Genomic DNA, 20,767 nt, shown 5'->3' on the forward strand with positions numbered 1-20,767 from the left:
ACCCCGCCAGGACGGCAGGACTATGCCGGCCACCTCTGAGAACCTGCAGCCAAACTTGCACTCCTGTCGCTGCCGGTCTCTGATTGAAATAACCCACAGACACATGAATTCCCTATGCTGAATTGGATAGTCACCCAGTTTAATATCCCGGAGCAAAGCACCCTCATCTACGGCAACTACAGCGTGCCCATGGTGATCACCTCGGTGCTGATTGCCATCTTTGCCTCCTTTATGGCCCTGCACGTGGCCTATCAGGCCGGGCTCACCCGCTCCACCAGACGTAAACACATATTGCTGTTTATTGGCAGTCTGGCGCTGGGGGTGGGCATCTGGTCGATGCATTTTATTGGCATGCTGGCATTCGATTTATGCACCCCGGTGCAATACGGCAAATCCCTGACCCTGCTGTCAATGCTACCCGGCATCGCCGCGTCCTGGGTGGCATTACACCACATTCAGCGCCACCCCAAGGGCCTTAAGCCTTTGATTATCGCCGGTGTGCTGGTGGGTGCTGGCATAGGGACCATGCACTACAGCGGTATGGCAGCCATGGAAATGGCGCCGTCGCTGCGCTATAGCCTGCCCATGTTTGGCCTCTCTATTGTGGTGGCAGTGAGTCTGGCCATGTTGTCGCTGTGGGTACGCAGCGGCCTTATCAGCCGTGGCAGCAATCAGCTGTGGCGCGCCAACCTCACTGCCAGCATAGTCATGGGCAGCGCCATTACCGGCATGCACTACACCGGCATGGCGGCGGCCCGCTTTGTTAAACCGCCGGGCCTCGAGCTGAGCCCCCAGCCGCCGGAAATGTCCTTTTATCTGGCGCTTGGGGTGACCACGGCGACCCTGGTGATGACCAGTCTGGTGCTGGGCCTGAGCCTGATTTACAAGTACAAGGATATTTCCCTGCGCGCCTCAGAAAGCAAGCGCCGGGTACAGGCCATCATGGAAACGGCCATCGACGGCATAGTCACCATCGACAGCCACGGCATTATCACAGACGTTAACCAGGCCACCGAAAAGCTGCTGGGCTGGCGCGCCGACGAGCTGATTGGCCAAAACGTCAAGGTACTGATGCCAGACCCATTTCATTCAGAGCACGACGGTTACCTCGCCCGCTATCTGGCCACAGGCGAAGCCCGCATCATCGGCAAGGGCCGCGAAGTCGAAGCCATACACAAAGACGGCCACAAGATTGCCATCCGCCTCGGGATTGGTCATGTCAAAATGGCCGAAGACGACTTCTTTGTGGCCTTTATCTCCGATATTCGCCAGCGCCTCAGCATGGAAATGGCACTGCGGGAAAACGAGCAAAAGTTCCGCTCCCTCATCGGCAACATTCCCGGCATCGCCTATCGCTGTAAAAACGATGAACATTGGTCGATGATCTTCATCAGCAATGCGGTGGAAAAAATCACAGGTTACCCGGCCGGCGACTTTATGTTGCCAAGCCCCAGGCGCAGCTTCAGCGACCTGTTCCACCCCGACGATTTGGAGCACATCAACAATGCCGTGCCGCCGGTGGGCGCCTTTAACCTGGAATACCGCATCATCCACCGCAATGGCGACATCCGCTGGATGATGGAGTACGGCAACCATATCCGCGATCAGCAAAGCGGTGAGATGTATCTCGACGGTTTCATCATGGACATTACAGAACGGCGTCAGATGGAGCAGGAACTGCTGGAGGCCAAGGAAACCGCAGAAGCCGCCGCCACCGCCCGTGCTGCGTTTCTGGCCAATATGAGCCATGAAATCCGCACTCCCATGAACGCCATCATAGGTTTCAGCGACATACTGCTGGAAAGCCAGTTTGAGCCCGAAAAACACCGCCATCTGAAAACCATCAACCACGCCGCCAAGTCGTTGCTGCACCTGCTCAACGACGTGCTCGACAGCGCCAAACTCGACAAGGGCAAGCTGGAGCTGGAAATCCGCGACTTTTCGCTGGTGCAGGAGCTGGATGAGGTGATTTCCACCCTCTGGTTGCAGGCACGGCGCAAAGGATTGCAGCTCACCATGGAGGTTTCACCCAAGCTGCTACCCTGCTACGCGGGCTCCCCAGAGCGGATCCGTCAGGTACTGACCAACCTGGTCAGCAACGCGGTCAAATTTACCGAAAAGGGCCAGGTCAGGCTCACCGTCAACCCGGGCAAAGGCAATCTGGTGGACTTTGTGGTGGAAGACACGGGCATAGGCATGAGCCCGGCACAGCTTGATAAGATATTCGACCCCTTCACCCAGGCCGACGCCTCCATGAGTCGCCGCTTCGGCGGCACCGGCCTTGGTACCACCATCAGCAAACAACTGGTCGAGCTGATGGGCGGCCACATCAGCGCAGTGAGTGAGCTTGGCAAGGGCAGCCGTTTCAGCTTCAGCCTGCCGCTGAATCCCGGTGTGTGCGACGATCTGGTGCCGCTGGAAGACCATATCAGCCTGCCGCCAATGACAGTATTGGTGGTGGACGATATCGCCCAGAATCTGGAGCTGCTCTCTACCCTGCTTGGGCGTGATGGCCACAGGGTCATTACCGAGCGCGATGGCCAGCAGGCACTGGCACGCATGGCCAGCGAACCCGGCATCGATTTGGTGCTGATGGACGTGCAAATGCCGGTGATGGATGGTTTGAGCGCCTCCAGGGCGCGGCGCGACACCGAGCGGCGCGAAGGGCTGGCACATGTGCCCATCATCGCCCTCACCGCCAGCGTACTGGAAGACGATCGCACCGCCGCCCGTCAGGCGGGCATGGATGGCTTTGCCAACAAGCCCATCGACTACCCGCTGCTGTGCGCCGAAATCGCCCGGGTACTGGGCCTTAAACATGCCCCCATAGAAACAACCACACCCCAAAGCCAGCCGGGTAAGCTTATCGATGAGAAAAAAGGCATGGATCTCTGGGGCTCCCGCGACAGCTACTACCGTCAGTTGGCGCTGTTTGTCGAAGAGCAGGCTGCGCAGTTTGAAGAGCTGTCCCGGCAGTGCCATGCCTGTGACTGGCCTGCGCTCAAGCAAACGGCCCACGGTCTCAAGGGCGTGAGCGCCAACCTGTCCCTCACCCGCTTAAGCCGTAATCTTGAAAAACTCGAGTCGCTGCTGGCAAGCCACCCCGAGCAATGTGCCCTCTTTGTGGCCCCCATTCAGCAGGTGTTCGCCGCCGTAAAAGCCGAAGTGCAAACCAATGGCTATGGAGAGGCATCGCCTGCATCTCAGGCACAGGCGCGTACCAGCTCGGATAACGAACGGTGCGGCGCCGAGCTTATGCCACTGCTGGCAAGCCTCAAACAGCAAGCCGGTGACAACACCCTCGATGAACCGCTGCTGGAAAAACTGTTAAGCTTTGAAGAAGGCACTTTCGGCAGTCAGATACGCGCCATCTATCAGGCGTTGAATGACTTTGAATTCAGCGAGGCCGAACAGCTTATCGACGCACTGCAGCATGAGATTTCGGCCTCCCTGGCCTCAAATCCGACAGCAGCAAAGTCGGCAGAGCCCCAAGTGCAAGACGCAGCACAACCGAGAAAAGGCACAAAGGAGCAATGATGCAGGATCTTAAGCCCCTCATCCTGGTGGTAGACGACGAAGCGGCCAACTTGAGGGTCCTCAAACAGATACTGCAGGATGAGTATCAGCTGAGCTTTGCCAAGAGCGGCCAGGAAGCACTGCGACTGGTGGGACAAAAGCGGCCCGACCTTATCCTGCTCGACATCATGATGCCCGACATGACAGGGCTGGATTTGTGCAAAATGTTGAAGGCCAATGCCCAGAGTGCCGCTATCCCGGTGATCTTCGTTACCGCCCTGAGCGACGAAGCCGATGAGGCAACAGGTTTTGCCGCCGGTGCCGTGGATTACATCACCAAGCCGGTATCCAGTGCCATTGTCAGGGCGCGGGTGCGTACTCACCTGTCGCTGGTTCAGGCCGAAGAGCTTAAGGTTACCCGGCTTAAAATCATCCAGCGCCTCGGCCGCGCCGCCGAATTTAAAGACAACGAAACCGGCATGCACGTCATGCGCATGAGCCACTATGCCAAGGTGCTCGCCCGGGCCTACGGCCTTGGCGAAAGCCATGCCGATATGCTGCTGCACGCTGCGCCCATGCACGATATCGGTAAAATCGGCATCGCAGACCATATACTGCTCAAGCCGGGCAAACTCACCGAAGAAGAGTTCGAGGTGATGAAAACCCACCCGCAAATCGGCGCCGACATCATAGGCGAAGACGACTCAGTGCTGATGCAAATGGCCCGCACCGTGGCCCTCACCCATCACGAAAAATGGGACGGCAGCGGCTACCCCAATGGCCTTTCCGGCGAGGCCATTCCGGTGGAGGGGCGCATCGTTGCCATCGCCGACGTGTTTGATGCCCTCACCAGTGATCGTCCCTACAAAAAGGCCTGGAGTATTGAAGACACACTGCGCCTGATGCGGGAGCAAAAAGGCCGCCACTTCGAGCCCCTGCTGGTGGAGCTGCTGGAGCAACACCTCGACACGATCCTCGACATCAAACAAACCTTTGTGGACGAATAGCCCGGGCACACTTATCACCGGCCTGGGCGCCGCCCTCATCCTCTGAACCCCTCGGCGCCATAAAGGTCGCGGCACGGGCGGTGCAAAAATCCCACTCAAGATGGAGACCCTGCTCCCTTTTCTGTATGGATTCCAACAACCTGATGGGGCATTGTTGTTATACTCTCGTTGGCATTGTGACAAGGAGTAGTAGATGACCAACCCACTGCGGACCTTTGCGTCCCTGTACAGCACCACCCTGTTGACTGTGCTGGCCGGGGGCCTGTTGACCACCTATCTGGGCCTGAAGTTGTCGGCCATGCAGGTGCCCCAGATTTGGATTGGCGCCATGATGTCGGCCTACTACGCCGGGCTGGTGGCAGGCTCCAAGATTGGCCACCGGCTTATCGCCCGGGTGGGCCATATCCGCGCCTTTGTGGCCAGTGCCGGGATAGTCACCGCCTCCGCCCTGGGTCATGCCCTGGTGGACGACCTGTCGATTTGGATTGTGCTGCGCCTCCTGGTCGGCCTTGGCATGATGTGCCAGTACATGGTGCTGGAGAGCTGGCTTAACGAGCAGGCCGACAACAGCCAGCGCGGCGCCGTGTTTGCGAGCTACATGATTGTCTCTTATCTGGCACTGATTTTGGGTCAGGGCGCCATCAGCCTCTATCCGGATTTGGGGCTGGAGCCACTCCTGCTTATCGCCATTTGTTTTGCCCTGTGTATAGTGCCCATCGCCCTCACCCGCCGCATTCACCCGGCGCCCTTGGTACCCGCGCCCCTGAACGTGACCCACTTCTTCAAAAAGGCGCCCCAGGCACTCACCACGGTTGCCATTGGCAGCATGATAGTCGGATCTTTTTACGGTCTGGCCCCGGCCTATGCCAGTAATCTGGGGCTGGACCCGCAGCAGGTGGCCAGCTTTATGACGGCCACCATAGCCGCAGGCCTACTGGCCCAGTGGCCCATGGGCAAGCTGTCGGACAAGATGTCCCGCAGCCGATTGATTCGTACCAACTGCCTGCTGCTTGGGGTGCTCACCCTCGGCATCGCCATTACCCCCTATCAGCCCACGGTGGCGCTGGTGATGACCTTCCTGTTTGGCATCCTCGGTTTTACCCTGTATCCGCTGGCCACGGCGCTGGCCAACTCGCGGGTGGAGCAAAGCGAGCGGGTGGGCCTGTCTGCCACCATTTTGCTGACCTTCGGCCTTGGCGCCTGTATTGGCCCCCTGATTGCTTCCACCCTGATGCAGTGGCTGGGCAACAGCATGCTTTACGGCTTTATGTCGGCCTGTACCCTGGTACTGTTTGCCGGGCTTAACTACATCAATGCACGCCAGAAAGCGGAAGAGCCTTCCAGCAATGACTACATCATGGCCACCGGCGACCTGGTGTCGTCACCTCTGGCCGCCGCCCTCGACCCCCGGGTGGATATCGAATCTGTGCAGGAGCAGATGACTCCTACTCTCGACACGGGTGCTGATGCACAGGATGACGCGGACGCCAAAGCCGATAAGGATATTGAAGATGCGGCAGATAACGAGTTCGACACGCTCACCGGTGGTGACCAGAACGCCCCGGATGCCCATGGCTCAGACGCCGATGACTCAGAAGATGATGACTCAGAAGATGATGACTCAGCAGCCGCCGGCGACATGGATAGCGAGGGCGCGCCCACAGCCTTTATCCGCGAGCAGGATTTTATCGCCGAGCCTGAGCCTTCGGCCGAGTCAGAAGATGCCATCCGGGAAACCATGCAAGGCACGGCCGCTGTAAAGGAAACATCGGTAACAAACGAGCCGAGCAACGACATCATCGACAAGGCGGCTAACGATAACAGCAAACCATAAGCAGCAAACCATAAGCTGCAAACCATAAGCAGCAAACCATAAGCTGCAAACCATAAGCAGCAAACTGTTCGCTGCCAGGGCTAAATACCGCCTGACACCCAGCCATAAAAGAAAAACCTCGCCGCAGCGAGGTTTTTTATTGGCTTATGTCTCAACGGGCCACGTTGGTGTAATCCGCCATATCCCGCTCACGCTCTATGTTGATACGGGCGGGAATAAAGGTGCGGTAGCCGGGGGCACGACCATAGACATCACCATCCCGCACCTCTCGCTCCACCACATAAAATACCCGGTCGCCATCAATCATCTGACTGTTGATGGGGTACCAGTAGCGCTCGGCGAAGGGAAAGCGCGAGATACGCACATAGTCTGCAGTCACCGCATAAGGCGCCGGGGGTTCCTGAGTAAAGGGCACACTGCTGAGACCATCGCCATCGGGCGCACTCCAGTCGCCAATCGCATAGGTGTTTTGCACCTCGCTTGCTCCAAACTGCCAACCGAAGAGGTACTGGTAATTGAGCAGCCCCATGGCATCCACCGAACCCGGCAGCCAGCTGTTGATTTCTCCCGCCCAGAAGTGGCTGGGAGAGCTTGGCAACAACTCGGCAACACCGAGCTGCAAATTGGCATCGCCTTTTATCCAGATGTCGTACACCGCAAAGCGCTCACCGGCGTTTTCAAACACAGAGAAGACCCCCAGTTCGATGCCGAGCTTATCGAGGATCTGGCTGGTTTGGGTCATGCCATCGGGGTAAGTAATCACTAACCTACCCTCGCCGTCCACCACCCAACTGGCATTCACATTGGAGATTTTGCCACTCACGCTGCCATCGGCCATAAACTGCATGGCATCGGCGTAGGCGGTGTGGGGGAACACATAGTCGTCATACACCCTTTCGCCGTCGGTGTAATGGTACTGCCCCGCCCACAGGCCGGAGACGCAGGTATCCCCGTCGCTGCAGCCACTGACAAAGGGAATATTGTTGATATCGTAGTTGGCACGGAAGTTCTGGGTCGCGGTTTCCAGCACCAGCTTCGGCTGGGCAATGATGAGGTCTTTACAATTTTCCGGATCGGAATTCTTCAGCTTGATTGGCGGCGTGGTGAGTTCACTGCGCGACTCCACCGACACCACATCCACCAAACTGCCATCCACCACCCGGGTGTAGGCTCGCTGGGTCAGGGCGCGATGGGTGATAAAGTTTTCCGCCGCGCCGCCACACAAATAATAGGTATCGATTTCCGCTTGACTATCGGTCACATACTCAATGCTGTTTGACAGCTCTTCGGTCACCAGTGGCTCGCTGTAGCTCACCTCGATACGACCACTTGCCACGGCCCAGCTGAAGTCCTGACTGATGGGCTGGCCGTTCCACTGCTGGAAACTGAGCGCCTTACCCGTGCCCAGATTGTCAAACTCCAGCGCCGAGCCGCTTCGGGCCAGATACCCGGGGCTGGTGGTGCTGATGGCGTAATAGAGGCTTGGCACATCGGCAGCGCTGAAGCCTGCCACCAGCTCACTGTCGGCAAGAATATCCGCAAGCGCCTGCTCCAGCGCCTCGGTTGGTGTGCTGGCCACAAAAGTATCCACCGCGCCCTCATCGGCAATAAAGTCGAGAATACTGTCATAGCCTTCCGGCAACTGATAACCGGGGTCATCCACAATCAGCTTGATGATGGCCGCCAGCTGAAACAGCTCAGTGGCATCCACCGCGGTTTCGGCTTGCTCCAGCTCCGCCAGGGTACTTGGCTGCTCACCGCCATTGGCTTCCAGCACCAGGCTGTATTTGGCGGTGGTCACGTTGGTCACATTAATGGGGTCATCTTCGCTGAGCACCTTGGAAAAACTGCCCACCAGATTGACAAAGTCGATGCTGTCGCCGGTCTCGGCATTGGTGGCCGACGATTCAATCAGCAGCAGCTGTTCTATGTTGGTGGTGAGCACATCCAGGCTGTAGGCGCCGCTTTCATCCGCCACCGTTGTAAAGGTGTTACCGTTCAGGGTGACAGACACAGTGGCGAAAGGAATAGGCTCATCGGTGATAAGCCCCGTAATGGTGGCAGCAAAGCCGCCGCAACTGGTGGGCACATTTTTCACATCGGCAACGGCCATATTGGCGGTGTCGCCATTGACCACAATGCCCACCTGACAGGGCAGAAACGCTAGGCTTGCGGCATCGATTTTACTGTGGATTTGTTTGGGGGTTTGAAAGGCACTCAATACAAAGCCCGGATTGGCCGCATCCACAATTTCGATATAGGCATCACCGGCACTGTCTTGCCCGTGGTGATGACCATCGATTTTGGCTTTTACCGACAGCTGGTTGCTGTCGGCATCAAAGTGCACATTCTGGATTTTGATTTGCTCGGCGAGCGCAGCGCCGCTGAATGCCAGGCCCGTACAGAGTGCCAGCGCACTGAGCCCACTGACAGCTGAGAGTGATTTGACTTGCATACTAAATTTCCCTTTTTCGTCTTTAAATAAGATCCCGTTAACCAGACGAATGCAGGTCAGAGTTTGGCGAATGCATCCTGCTACAACAACCCCGCTCTACCTTGGCCAAGGAGAACTGATAAGGGTAGACAATATCGGGGGGATTGCCACTTTAGGGTTAGAGCGTAAAACTTTAGTCCGCCCCACAGCTTACGCTTGAGACGTGCCCCTTTGGCGCTTCGGGTAAACATGGCCACTTACTGTCAACACCAACGGCCAACGCAAACGCCAAGGGCCAGCGCCAAATGGAGATCAAATAAGAGAAGAGAAGAGATAAGCAAAGCGAAGCCATTTCCAGCGTAGCCCTTTCCAGCGTAGCCATTATCTAGAGAAGCAAGGACTCATCTATGGGATGAAAGCGGCTCGCCGCCTCCATCAGGGATTTTGCGGTGAGCGTAGGCACGCCATACACCTCGGCCTCGACGCCGTATTTTTGCCTTATCTTGTCAAGCAAGAGCGCAAAATCCCCATCGCCGGAAAGCAGTATCACGCAATCCACCCCGGGCGCTGTCTCCAGCACATCTATGGTGATGCCCACATCCCAATCGCCCTTGGCCGAACCATCGCTGCGCTGAATAAAGGGTTTAAGCTTAAGCTCAAACCCAATATGCCTCATGGCGTCCTGAAACTTTAACTGGCCATCGTCACCGCGATGAATGGCATAGGCAAAGGCGCTGACAATCTCCCCCTCGCCACTCAGCTGCTGCCAGAGTTTGCGATAGTTAAACTGGCGCTGATACGCCTCACGGCAGGTGTAATAGATGTTTTGCACATCGACAAACAGGGCGATTTTTTTCACGGGCGATTCTTATAACAGGCCGATTCATATTAAAGACGAGTAGGCTTTCAGCATTCGGCTGTCAGCGGCGAGACTCTGCGCACTTTAGCACAGCTAGAAACTGATGGCGCGCACCGGACAAGCTGCAACAGGCCTCAACACAAACGACAGCATCCAGCCCTACGCCTGTGGCTCGCCAAAAAAACACTCGATTTCGCTGGTGCCACAGTATTATTGAGGCGCGTCTTTATATTTTTCTGGCTAATATTCCAAGCATTCATCCAGGTTTAATTTAATAATCCAGGCAAGACGTTTTATAATCACAATGCTGACCAAAATTAAACCAACTGAATACACAACACCTTAATAGCACGATAAAAGTTCAATACGCCATAAAGAGCTTGGCGAGCCACTGCCATCTTAATAATTAAAAATACAACAACCCGATACCATCAATTAATAACAACTTGATAAAAACCACAAAATAAAGTCGGTATCACGCTGATATTAATGCATTTTCTATTGCATTTACTCTAAATATTAAATACCTGCAACCTTGATAGCTTAAAAAAGACGCAGCACGACTCAGGCACTTTGCCTAACGGGTTTAAACACCCTAAAGCTTAAATCAATCTTAAATTAAACTTCAGGATTTTTAATATTCAGCGCCTTCTTATTAATGCGACTTTTATCACCATTGACATGAACTAACATGACGCTATGATGCCTGCCATTCGGTGATTAAAATAGAGATGAAATAAATGAAAAAGTTATTCATTATGCTGGCGATGTTTTTTGCCGTCAGCCTGGCAACCAGCCCCGTGGTGGAAGCAAAGAAATTCGGCAGCAATAAATCTGCAGGTAAGACTCAGGAAACGGCACAGTCGCAGCCTGCGGCCACCAATACCACTGCCACTAATACCACTGCTGCGCCTGCCACGGCAGCACCTGCGGCTAAAAAAGGCATGATGGGCGGTATGCTCGGTGGCCTGCTGGCGGGGGGCTTACTGGCGGCACTCTTTATGGGCGAAGGTTTTGAGAACATCCAGATTATGGACATAGTGATCATCGCCTTGCTTGCCTTCGTGCTGTTTAAAGTCATCCGCATGCTGATGGCCTCCAAAGCACAGGCGCAGCCAAGAGCAGCCTATTCAGGTGTAGGGCAAGCCAGCGCCGCGCCTGGCCAGGACCTTTATCGCCAGCAGTCTGAGCCTGCCGCCTTTGGTGGCCATAGCGGCAACAGCGGTTTTGCCCAGCCCCAGAGCACAGTGCCATTTCACTTGCCGCCGGGTTTCGATTTAGCCGCCTTTTTGGAAGGCGCCCGCGGCCACTACAAAACCCTGCAACAGGCCTGGAATGAGGGCGATCTGAACAAAATTCAGGAATACGTGTCGATTGAGCTCTTTAACGAACTCAGCCAGCAACGCCGTGAACTCGATGGCCAGCAGCACACCGAAGTGATGTTCCTCGACGCCGAACTGGTGCGCGCCACCTACAACAACGAGCTTGCCGAAGTGAGCGTGAAATTCAGCGGCCGCTACCGCGATGCCGTTGAAGGGGTAGAAGAAGACATCAAGGAAGTCTGGCATTTGGAGCGTAACCTGCTGCATGCCAACGCCCCCTGGCTGATTGTGGGCATCCAGCAATAAAAGCGCGCTATAGCATGCTCTTTGCCACCCAGTGACACCCAGCAAAACCCCGGCACAGTCCGGGGTTTTCTTTTTACGGTCCGAAAGTCGATAGCAGCCGTTTGCAGAGCAGCCCCCTCTCAAGGAAGGAAGAAAGAAACAAAGAAAGAAGCAAGCACTCACCAGCTCCTTATCTGCTTCGTGATTTACCGCAGCCAACTCTTGCCTGTTAAAACACCATACGGTAGTCTGGTTCGGCTGTTTGATTGGCGTACTTTCAGCCGATAAGCATATGATTATCAAAGTAAGCTTTAGCAGTTGCTGAATCATGGCGCGAGCGACGCTGGCATAGGGCGCTCATGCAACAGGCATAGGGCGATAACGCAATGCTCTGTACTAAAACATGGCGCTGCAAAACAGCGCACAACATACTCAGCACAACAATGTGGATCAGGGAAGAGACGCAACACCGTTAAGACGGCGCAGCAAGGATGGCTTTCACTCAAGTAACCCTCTTCGATTCCCCTCCGATTTGACGCTACAGGCATCGGTGCATTTTTTGACCTCAACCAAGGTTTAGCCTGAGCCAAGCTGTTAGCTTTGATGTTGTTTTAAAATGGTTTTCTGATGAAGGTACGTTTCACAGATGGAACGCGCCGTGCGGTAGCTATCGCTAAATTTACCTATCGCCATTCAGGCAGTGAGATTGGATGCCAAGCTGCGCTTGGCGAAAGACCTGTCGGTGTCCTCACTTTCGCCCGTGTCCTGACTCTTCATTCTTTCAATGATTTTTAAATAAGTTAAAGGCTTCACGATGGATTACTGCATTAATCACTACATTAAAAAATTAGAGTCATTCAGGGAAGATGATTTTACACGTGAAATAATATTGCCTTTATTTGAGTCCATGGGATATCACAGAGTCGAGTTTAATGGAGGTCCATATGAACGTGGAATAGACGCAATCGCAACTATAAAAAATCCTCCACACAGACTCCCAAAAGTCATATATATTCAGTCTAAAAAAATAAAAAAAAGCGACAGAGAGAATAGCAGAGCGATTTCAGACTTAGGCCATCAAATACGACAAGCCTGTGAGATTGGGTTTAAGTCAGCACTTGATAAAAGCATCCTCAAACCAACTGAAATATACATTACAACACCAAATATTGTAACACAAAGATTTCACGAAGAACTATATGACCAATTTACAAGCGTAGCCAGCAAGCCAATTTTCATTATGGACGGGGCTGACATTATAGAATCCATCAAACAATACTGCCCTCAACTTTTAGACAAACTAAATACTTTAAAAGATAAAATCGCAAATGAAATAATAACACCTCATGGTAACCAAGATCTACTAAACGCATTAAAATCCGATAGAAAAAAAAATTGATATAACACAGTTTTACAGTGATCTAAGCTTTTTTGTTGGATCGCTCGACAGCAATCTACTTATGCACTTAGAAATAGACTTCATTAGTGGAAGTTTAGAGCTGTCGCCAGAGGAGTGGGTTGAATTAAAAAAAATAATTAAAAAGATAGATAAAGAACACAAAATTTATATATTAACTGAGCCATACGAACTTATAGAAAACAATTTTAATACGGAAGAAAAAAGACATCGCTCATCGGATAATCAGAAGCTAATTTTAAGATCATTAGAAAACACAAGAAATATAAATGAATTAAGAAATCAACTTTCTGATATTCAGAAGGAGTTAACGGATTCTAGCGTAAACTTCTTCAAATCCCATGATGGTAAGCTTTCTGATGACTTAAGAGAACTCAATGAGATATCGCAAGAAATTAAAAAAATAAACATCTTGCAACCAATTTTATTAATTAATATAAAGATATCGGACAAAACAAAAGAAAAATATCAAAAATTTTGCTCTATATTAGAACAAGGTTTGTCCAACATAAAAAGTATAACCAAGGATTTAGAGGAATTAAACAAATATCAGTTAGAACTTGAAGACAAAATAATCAATAAACCACTATACTATATAACAGTAACAACAGAAGAGCTTTATAAGTCGATAGATAGCAGAAAAAAATCTTATGTGGAAAGTGTAAACAAGATTAATAGTGGAAAGTACAAATTTCTAGAAATAAATAGTTTTTTGAGTGAAACAGAAAGAACATTAAACTTATTGTCTATTATAACTACACCTAGCTTTCAAAAGATATTAAAAAGCATACATCGCACAAATGCTCGGGATAGGGTATCGATATCTCCCTTAGATGTTTTTGCAACAGGCCACGACATCGCAGTATATGGAGCAGCAGGTGCAGGAAAAACAACTACTTTAGAAGCATATTACTACTCAATTGAAAGAGACAGAAATAATGTTAAAATATTAATTCCATTAAACAAACTTACAAGCTACATTAATGAAAACCCCAGCATCATCTATTCATATGACATAGACGGAACACCAAAGGTAAACTCAAAAGAACTGATTTACAGACTAATATTAGCGACAATGAAACAGGAGGTAAATAGTAGCAAAATTACAGAGATAAACGACATAATTAGAAATTCAACTAGGTTTACACTTATTCTTGATGGGATAGATGAAATATACAATACCATTCCTAACTTTTTCGATGGCGTTAACAAATTTAAAGAATACCATTCTAACTCACAATTAGTAATTTCTAGCCGAGACTGCGTCAGTTACTTGGATAAAATAAACTTCCTTGGAATAACACTCCTACCTTTCACCGAAGAGCAGATAAAAAAATTTGTGAATGGATGGTTTTCGGATAAAGTTGATTTAGCTATAAATTTGTTGGATAACATTTCAAAGAAAAGACTTTATGAATATGTTAAAACCCCTTTGGTTTTAACAATAGCTTGTAGCTTGGTGGAAAAAGGAGTGGATGCACCATGATCTGAATCTGAGATATATGATGCTAGATTGAACTTGCTTACTGGTGAATATGATAAATTTAAAAGAATTGAAAGGCAGAAGAATAATGGACAAATTCTAAGAAAAGTTGCATATAGATTAGCCTACCTAATGCACACACAAAAAATTAGAGAAATTAACAAAGACAGGGCGATAAAGATATTATCTAATGAATTCGGTTCGCGATATGACAACCATTTAATTGAGTCAATAATAGATGACCTAATTGACCCATGCAATATTATGATCGTTGATAGATATTCCAGCACTCTATCTTTTGGCCATTTTAGATTCCAAGAGCATTTGGCAGCAAAAGAACTAACTCAAAATCGAGGAGTAGAGATAGCAGAACTAACAAGAAGCGATTGGTGGAGGGGGACTCTTTGCTTATATGCGCAAGATACTGATATAGAGTTCTTAATTAATGAAGTATATTTGAAATACAACTCAATAATTCAGTCTGAAATAACTTTAATGGAAATGGCCAAAAATACTCCGCATCATAGAAGATTATTGATTGAGGATATGATAGCGAAAACAATCAAAATGGATTTATTTGATGTGGCTATTGATGGGGCATTTGATAGTTCATCTTACGACGAAAATTACGCTTATGATGACCATCTAGATTACAACTACTATTAACTGCATCACAAGAAAAGTTAAATAAATTTGTAGAAAAAACACTTAGGCTGAGTAACACAACAATCCCAAAGATGGCCAATACAGCCATAGAATTGAGGAATTTAGTCGTGAATTATGAAAAAGTTGATTACAACCAGTATCCTTGTGTTGCCAAATTCTTTAACGAGAATACGTTATCAAAATCACTCATGGAGGGCACATTAAAATGGCTTACATCCATCTACATTGGTGACTTCTCAAGATATCAGAACAAAACAGACAACAATACATGCGTCTATTTTTACTTTAATCACGTTAACGAAGGTGTGGTTTCAGTAATAGGAAGAAAAGGGCATGTCACTATCCGCTTTGCCATTTTAGATGGGATGAACTTAAGAGGCAGTAAAAAACCAAAACAATACAAAGGAAGAAGGAAACATCCTGAAGGAGAGGTATCTGAAAATCATAGAGTCACTTTCACTATAAAAACGTTTGACGACCTGAGAGATGTGGCCGAATTCCTACGTTTAAATCGATACTGGAATTTTCATATTGAAAAAGAACATAAACCTATAGCGACTTCTGAATATATAGAACCTAATGTACTAATAAAGACCATTGTTGATATAACCAAGCAGTATGAACTGAACCCAAAAAATGGAAATGGTTTTGTTTATGCCATTAAAAACAGAATCAACCCAAACATTATTAAAATAGGTATGACCACAATCAGTGTCCTTAAAAGGATGAATGAAATTAAATTAGCTGGCGCGTACCCATATGATTTTGAGTGTATTGCTTTCATTGAAGTTGATAAGTCCTACCAGTCTGAACAACACATTCATAAGAAACTAGATAAATTTAGACTAGAAAAATCAGAATGGTTTAGCATAGCGGACGAACAGGCTATTGAGGCACTAGCTAGCCTTGAACGAACAACAAAAAGATAAATTCAGCACACTGACATCACCTTTGCCGGAAGATACCAACAACACTTTGTAGGACGGAACAATGTTCAACTTCAAGCCAGATTCAGGTTGGTCACTCGAGTTAGAGCTCGAGTGCTTTGTCATATACAAGCGCTTGGAAAGCGATGGGTTTCCTCATGGGCTGCAATCTGAATTATGCGAAAAGCTGGCTGGTCATTGCAAACTAGATAGTGGAACTTTAAAAGCTAAAGTCGGCAACTTTAAATCTGAACTAGGCCATACAGAACCAACAAACTCATCAAAAGCTACAAAATTTATTGCTAAGTCTTACGGATTTATGAGTTTAAAAGAAGCTGAAGCATTATTAACGGGTTATCAACTCGCAATAAAAGCCAATTCATAAAACACAAAACTCAGGACACCCAAAACACTTTTGCCGAGGAATACACCAAATCCCGCTCGAAGCGGCCGCAGGGCACGGGTGTCCGTTGCGTGGCCGAGGCATGGATGCCGAGGCAGCGTCAGTCGAATCAGGGACGAGCGTCTGACGCGATAGTAAAAGGACACCTGATGCCCAAGGGGCTTTCGACAACTGCTCCCTGCGTTGTCCTACCTCCAACATCCATGTTGTCGTCCGCTTCGCCGCGGGTCGCTGGGGGATTGGACAAGGGCTCATGCTCGCCAGAGCGCATATGAGCGCGAGCCAAGGACGGCGTGCTGGCCTTTTTGCATGGATGCAATTGCCAGTCGATACTGCCTCCGCGTGGCGCGCAGAGCGCTTCGGCGCCAGCTAAGCGACAGAAACTATTCTGTCGCTTGCCCTACGGGCCGCTTCTGCCCTTTCCTCGGGTGTGGGGCGGCGAGTGTCGCCTAGCGACAGGCTCACGAGCGAGAGCCATGGATGGTGAACTGGCAGTTGTGCATGGATGCACTTGCTCCACGACGTTAAGCCGCTGCAAGCGGCTCGCATTGCCAGTAAGCCCACAATAGGTGATTAATCACACCCAACGCCGGAAGCCATTCCACACCCAACCCACTCCCCCGCCCTTTGCAGAAACCACGGAAATGGAAAAGGCCCGCGTTCGATACGCGGGCCTTTTCCTTTACGCATTAAACTCCCCTCATTTACCATCCATGGCAATCGGGGATAATTACATCCATGTAAAGAAAAAAACCCGGAACAAGTCCGGGGTTTTTCGTGTTAGAGGCTAATCAAGCCAACAGAGTCTTTTTGCGTAGGTTAAATCGAGTCAGAACAAGGCGCTTTACCGCGACGTTTAGTTCGCCTAAACGAGCGGTGAAGCAACGCCGTTATCACCGATTTAAACCAGCAAAAATTACATCATGCCACCCATACCGCCCATACCACCCATACCACCCATATCAGGGGCATCGGCCTTTGGCAGCTCGGCTACCATGGCTTCGGTGGTGATCATCAGACCGGCTACAGAGGCCGCGAACTGCAGCGCTGAGCGGGTTACCTTGGTTGGGTCCAGGATACCCATTTCCAGCATGTCGCCGTAGCTGTCGTTACCGGCGTTGTAACCGAAGTTACCAGAACCGTTCTTCACGGTGTTGGCCACTACAGAGGCTTCTTCACCGGCGTTGGTGGCGATTTGGCGCAGTGGGGCTTCCATGGCGCGCAGGGCGATAACTACACCGTGCTTCTGATCTTCGTTGGCGACTTCAACGTCGCTGATCTTGGAAGCAACGCGTACCAGGGCTACACCGCCGCCTGGAACCACACCTTCTTCAACGGCGGCGCGGGTGGCGTGCAGGGCGTCTTCAACGCGGGCTTTCTTCTCTTTCATTTCCACTTCGGTGGCAGCACCAACCTTGATAACGGCAACACCGCCGGCCAGCTTGGCCATACGCTCTTGCAGTTTTTCACGGTCGTAATCGGACGTGGTTTCTTCGATTTGCTGTTTGATCTGACCCACGCGAGCCTTGATCTGCTCCTCGGCACCGTTGCCATCGATGATGGTGGTGTTGTCCTTGGTGATCACAACGCGCTTGGCAGTACCCAGATCTTCCAGAGTGGCTTTTTCCAGCTCCAGACCGATTTCTTCGGCGATAACAGTACCACCGGTGAGGATGGCGATATCCTGCAGCATGGCCTTGCGACGGTCACCAAAGCCTGGGGCTTTAACGGCAGCAACCTTCACGATACCGCGCATGTTGTTCACAACCAGAGTGGCCAGGGCTTCGCCTTCCACGTCTTCGGCAACGATCAGCAGTGGCTTGCCGGTCTTGGCCAGACCTTCGAGGATTGGCAGCAGTTCGCGGATGTTGGAGATCTTCTTGTCAACCAGCAGCACGAATGGGTTGTCCAGTTCAACAGAGCCGGTTTCTGGCTTGTTGATGAAGTAAGGAGACAGGTAACCGCGGTCGAACTGCATACCTTCTACTACGTCCAGTTCGTTTTCCAGCGCCTGACCTTCTTCAACGGTGATAACGCCTTCTTTGCCCACTTTTTCCATGGCGGTAGCAATGATTTGGCCGATGGACTCGTCAGAGTTGGCAGAGATGGTACCTACCTGGGCAATGGCCTTGGAGTCGGCACATTCCTGAGACAGGGCTTTGAGTTCGATAACGGCGGCGGCAACGGCTTTGTCGATACCGCGCTTCAGATCCATTGGGTTCATGCCCGCGGCAACGGCCTTCAGACCTTCGTTAACAATGGCCTGAGCCAGTACGGTGGCGGTGGTGGTGCCGTCACCGGCAGCGTCGTTGGCCTTGGAAGCCACTTCCTTCACCATCTGGGCGCCCATGTTCTCGAACTTGTCTTCCAGTTCGATTTCTTTGGCCACAGACACACCGTCTTTGGTGATAAGCGGCGCGCCGAAGCTCTTTTCCAGAACCACGTTACGGCCTTTGGGGCCCAGGGTCACTTTAACAGCGTTGGCCAGAATGTTTACACCGGCCAGCATTTTTACGCGGGCGTCGTTACCAAATACAACTTCTTTAGCTGCCATGTTCGATTTCCTTTAAATACTTTGCGTTAGACTGAAATTTCACAATTTGAGTGGATTAGCCCACTACAGCCATCAGATCCATTTCGGACAGGATCAGTACTTCCTGACCGTCGATTTTTTCTTTCTTCACGCCGTAACCTTCGTTGAAGATCACCACGTCACCCACTTTTACATCCAGAGGACGTACGGTGCCGTTTTCCAGGATCCGGCCATTGCCTACCGCCAGCACTTCGCCACGGGTAGACTTTTCAGCCGCGCTGCCGGTCAGCACAATGCCACCAGCTGAAGTGGATTCCACTTCCAGACGCTTAACGATTACGCGGTCATGTAATGGACGAATATTCATCTATGGATTCTCCTAAAGATTTTTTGCCCAGCAATGAGGCGGTTATGTGTAGAAGGCCACCCACCGGCAAGGCGAGCAGCTTGATGAGTACCATATGGGGACAGGGACGCGCGGTCTCAAGGGGGATTTACAAAATTTTTTGGATTTTTTTGGCCTGGATTTCCATCCCCGGGCGTCATTCCTGCTAGAATCGCGCCTCGAACCGCAAGAAGAGATGACCCGGCCCCAATGAAAGACAGACACGGCCTTTTAACAGCACCCATAGCAGGTGTGCTTTTAAAAATGACCCTGCCCAACATGCTGGGGATTTTAACCATACTGGGGTTCAGCCTGGTCGATACCTTTTTTGTGAGCCAGCTGGGCACCGAGGCCCTGGCCGCCATAAGCTTTACCTTCCCTGTTACCCTGGTGCTGTCCAGCATTGCCGTGGGCATAGGCGCCGGGGTGTCCACCAATCTCGGCCGTTTGATTGGCTCGGGCCATGCCCCCGATGCCAAGGTGTTTTTGCACGACGCCCTGCTGCTGACCTTTGCCATCGTAGGCGCGATCGCCTCATTGGGGCTGATGTTTATCGACCCCCTCTTCAGTCTGCTGGGTGCCAACGAACAAAGCCTGCCGCTTATCCATGAATACATGCTGGTGTGGTATCTGGGCAGCCCGCTGTTGGTGCTCTTGATGGTGGGTAATCAGGGGCTGCGCTCCACCGGCGATACCAAGTCACCGGCCAAGATCATGGCCCTGGCCGCCATCATCAACCTGATTCTTGACCCCTTGCTGATTTTTGGTTTGGGGCCTTTCCCACGGCTGGAAATTCAGGGCGCGGCCATCGCCTCTGTTATCTCCTGGGTGCTGGCGATGTCGCTTTCAAGCTACCTGCTGATTGTGAAGCGGCACATGCTGGCGCTCACCGAAATCGCCTGGCCGAGGCTGAAGGACAACTGGCGCAAACTGGCCCATATCGCCCAGCCTGCGGCGCTGATGAACCTGATGAACCCCATCGCCAATGCGGTGATCATGGCCATGCTGGCCCGCATCGACCACGGCGCCGTGGCCGCCTTTGGCGCGGGCACCCGGCTGGAGTCTGTGCTGCTCATTGTGGTGATGGCGCTGTCATCCAGCCTGATGCCCTTTGTGGCGCAAAACCTCGGCGCCGGGCAGCACCAGCGGGCGCGGGATGCGCTGATGATGTCGCTGCGCTTTGTGCTCTTGTTTCAGTTTTTGCTGTATCTGCCCTTGCTGCTGCTGGCAGGCCCCATCGCGGGCCTGTTCAGTGATGAGCCCAAGGTGGTGGAATGGCTGACGTTTTACATTATCGCCCTGCCCGCCGCCTATGGTCCGCTGGGGGTGGTAATAATCACCGCCACCGCCCTCAATGCCTTCCATCGGCCGCTGGCGTCGCTGATTATCAATGTGTGCCGCCTGTTTTTGCTGATGCTGCCCCTGTGCGCCCTGGGGTCCTTCCTCTATGGCGTAAAAGGCCTGATGGTGGCACTGCCGGTAACCAACGCCCTGATGGGCATGGCCTGTTACTACCTCGCCAGCCGGGTGACAGAGCCTGACAATGTGCCGGGCGCGGGCGCGAAGGCGAGGAGCTAGGCCCTCGTCTACCGTCTACCGTCTACCGTCTACCGATTACAGTCTACCGATTCCCTATTCCCTATTCCCTATTCCCTATTCCCTATTCCCTATTCCCTATTCCCCCTTCACCATTCACC

14 protein-coding genes are annotated in these 20,767 nt (G+C 51.4%); 10 read left to right on the forward strand and 4 right to left on the reverse strand.

Annotated elements, in window-relative coordinates; genetic code table 11:
* The first annotated feature begins 114 nt into the window (after nucleotides 1-114).
* The 3 genes from K0H79_RS16185 to K0H79_RS16195 all read left to right on the forward strand — a co-directional run bounded on the left by K0H79_RS16185 (nucleotide 115) and on the right by K0H79_RS16195 (nucleotide 6,357).
* Nucleotides 115-3,537, forward strand: coding sequence for an MHYT domain-containing protein (locus tag K0H79_RS16185; protein ID WP_220076492.1), 3,423 nt, complete (start codon nucleotides 115-117; stop codon nucleotides 3,535-3,537).
* Nucleotides 3,537-4,523, forward strand: coding sequence for an HD domain-containing phosphohydrolase (locus K0H79_RS16190; RefSeq protein ID WP_220076493.1), 987 nt, complete (start codon nucleotides 3,537-3,539; stop codon nucleotides 4,521-4,523). The genes K0H79_RS16185 and K0H79_RS16190 overlap by 1 nt, the downstream gene beginning before the upstream one ends.
* A 193-nt stretch (nucleotides 4,524-4,716) precedes the next feature.
* Complete coding sequence (locus K0H79_RS16195) at nucleotides 4,717-6,357, forward strand: MFS transporter (RefSeq protein WP_258405417.1); 1,641 nt, start codon at nucleotides 4,717-4,719, stop codon at nucleotides 6,355-6,357.
* 151 nt (nucleotides 6,358-6,508) lie between these two features.
* On the opposite strand, the gene K0H79_RS16200 is transcribed toward K0H79_RS16195, so the two are convergent.
* Together K0H79_RS16200 and K0H79_RS16205 are read right to left on the reverse strand one after the other, a co-directional pair.
* Nucleotides 6,509-8,812, reverse strand: a complete 2,304-nt coding sequence (locus tag K0H79_RS16200) for a carboxypeptidase-like regulatory domain-containing protein (RefSeq protein ID WP_220076494.1) — start codon at nucleotides 8,810-8,812, stop codon at nucleotides 6,509-6,511.
* A gap of 364 nt (nucleotides 8,813-9,176) precedes the next feature.
* Complete coding sequence (locus tag K0H79_RS16205; RefSeq protein WP_220076495.1) at nucleotides 9,177-9,650, reverse strand: NYN domain-containing protein; 474 nt, start codon at nucleotides 9,648-9,650, stop codon at nucleotides 9,177-9,179.
* Nucleotides 9,651-10,390: 740 nt separating this feature from the next.
* Here K0H79_RS16205 and K0H79_RS16210 point away from each other — a divergent pair.
* From K0H79_RS16210 to K0H79_RS16235, 6 genes are all read left to right on the forward strand, one after another.
* Complete coding sequence (locus K0H79_RS16210; RefSeq protein ID WP_220076496.1) at nucleotides 10,391-11,278, forward strand: Tim44 domain-containing protein; 888 nt, start codon at nucleotides 10,391-10,393, stop codon at nucleotides 11,276-11,278.
* A gap of 793 nt (nucleotides 11,279-12,071) precedes the next feature.
* Nucleotides 12,072-12,656 (forward strand): restriction endonuclease, encoded by a 585-nt coding sequence (locus K0H79_RS16215; RefSeq protein ID WP_220076497.1) that lies wholly within the window; start codon nucleotides 12,072-12,074, stop codon nucleotides 12,654-12,656.
* A gap of 61 nt (nucleotides 12,657-12,717) precedes the next feature.
* Nucleotides 12,718-14,160, forward strand: coding sequence for an NACHT domain-containing NTPase (locus K0H79_RS16220; RefSeq protein ID WP_220076498.1), 1,443 nt, complete (start codon nucleotides 12,718-12,720; stop codon nucleotides 14,158-14,160).
* 27 nt (nucleotides 14,161-14,187) lie between these two features.
* The gene (locus K0H79_RS16225) at nucleotides 14,188-14,823 is read left to right on the forward strand and encodes a hypothetical protein (protein WP_220076499.1); all 636 of its coding nucleotides are present in this window, start codon (nucleotides 14,188-14,190) and stop codon (nucleotides 14,821-14,823) included.
* A 107-nt stretch (nucleotides 14,824-14,930) separates the two neighbouring features.
* Complete coding sequence (locus K0H79_RS16230; RefSeq protein ID WP_220076500.1) at nucleotides 14,931-15,752, forward strand: GIY-YIG nuclease family protein; 822 nt, start codon at nucleotides 14,931-14,933, stop codon at nucleotides 15,750-15,752.
* A 61-nt stretch (nucleotides 15,753-15,813) separates the two neighbouring features.
* Nucleotides 15,814-16,134: a hypothetical protein gene (locus tag K0H79_RS16235; RefSeq protein WP_220076501.1), complete on the forward strand. Its 321-nt coding sequence runs from the start codon at nucleotides 15,814-15,816 to the stop codon at nucleotides 16,132-16,134.
* A gap of 934 nt (nucleotides 16,135-17,068) precedes the next feature.
* On the opposite strand, the gene groL is transcribed toward K0H79_RS16235, so the two are convergent.
* Both groL and K0H79_RS16245 read right to left on the reverse strand, forming a co-directional pair.
* Nucleotides 17,069-18,706, reverse strand: coding sequence for a chaperonin GroEL (gene groL, locus K0H79_RS16240; RefSeq protein ID WP_220076502.1), 1,638 nt, complete (start codon nucleotides 18,704-18,706; stop codon nucleotides 17,069-17,071).
* Between the two features lie 55 nt (nucleotides 18,707-18,761).
* A complete protein-coding gene (locus K0H79_RS16245) occupies nucleotides 18,762-19,052 on the reverse strand; it encodes a co-chaperone GroES (protein WP_203325018.1) in 291 nt (96 codons plus the stop codon).
* Between the two features lie 228 nt (nucleotides 19,053-19,280).
* On the opposite strand from K0H79_RS16245, the gene K0H79_RS16250 reads away from it, so the two are divergent.
* The gene (locus K0H79_RS16250; RefSeq protein WP_220076503.1) at nucleotides 19,281-20,648 is read left to right on the forward strand and encodes an MATE family efflux transporter; all 1,368 of its coding nucleotides are present in this window, start codon (nucleotides 19,281-19,283) and stop codon (nucleotides 20,646-20,648) included.
* Nucleotides 20,649-20,767: the final 119 nt, after the last annotated feature.

Origin of the sequence: Shewanella sp. FJAT-52076 (assembly GCF_019457455.1) — a bacterium.
GTDB classification, from domain to species: domain Bacteria; phylum Pseudomonadota; class Gammaproteobacteria; order Enterobacterales; family Shewanellaceae; genus Shewanella; species Shewanella zhangzhouensis.

Bases quoted from the DNA above. Each gene is read 5' to 3' on its own strand.
- K0H79_RS16185 (WP_220076492.1), top strand. From the start codon at position 115: ATGCTGAATTGGATAGTCACCCAGTTTAATATCCCGGAGCAAAGCACC.
- K0H79_RS16190 (WP_220076493.1), top strand. From the start codon at position 3,537: ATGCAGGATCTTAAGCCCCTCATCCTGGTGGTAGACGACGAAGCGGCC.
- K0H79_RS16195 (WP_258405417.1), top strand. From the start codon at position 4,717: ATGACCAACCCACTGCGGACCTTTGCGTCCCTGTACAGCACCACCCTG.
- K0H79_RS16200 (WP_220076494.1), bottom strand. From the start codon at position 8,812: ATGCAAGTCAAATCACTCTCAGCTGTCAGTGGGCTCAGTGCGCTGGCA.
- K0H79_RS16210 (WP_220076496.1), top strand. From the start codon at position 10,391: ATGAAAAAGTTATTCATTATGCTGGCGATGTTTTTTGCCGTCAGCCTG.
- K0H79_RS16215 (WP_220076497.1), top strand. From the start codon at position 12,072: ATGGATTACTGCATTAATCACTACATTAAAAAATTAGAGTCATTCAGG.
- K0H79_RS16220 (WP_220076498.1), top strand. From the start codon at position 12,718: ATGCACTTAGAAATAGACTTCATTAGTGGAAGTTTAGAGCTGTCGCCA.
- K0H79_RS16235 (WP_220076501.1), top strand. From the start codon at position 15,814: ATGTTCAACTTCAAGCCAGATTCAGGTTGGTCACTCGAGTTAGAGCTC.
- groL (WP_220076502.1), bottom strand. From the start codon at position 18,706: ATGGCAGCTAAAGAAGTTGTATTTGGTAACGACGCCCGCGTAAAAATG.
- K0H79_RS16245 (WP_203325018.1), bottom strand. From the start codon at position 19,052: ATGAATATTCGTCCATTACATGACCGCGTAATCGTTAAGCGTCTGGAA.
- K0H79_RS16250 (WP_220076503.1), top strand. From the start codon at position 19,281: ATGAAAGACAGACACGGCCTTTTAACAGCACCCATAGCAGGTGTGCTT.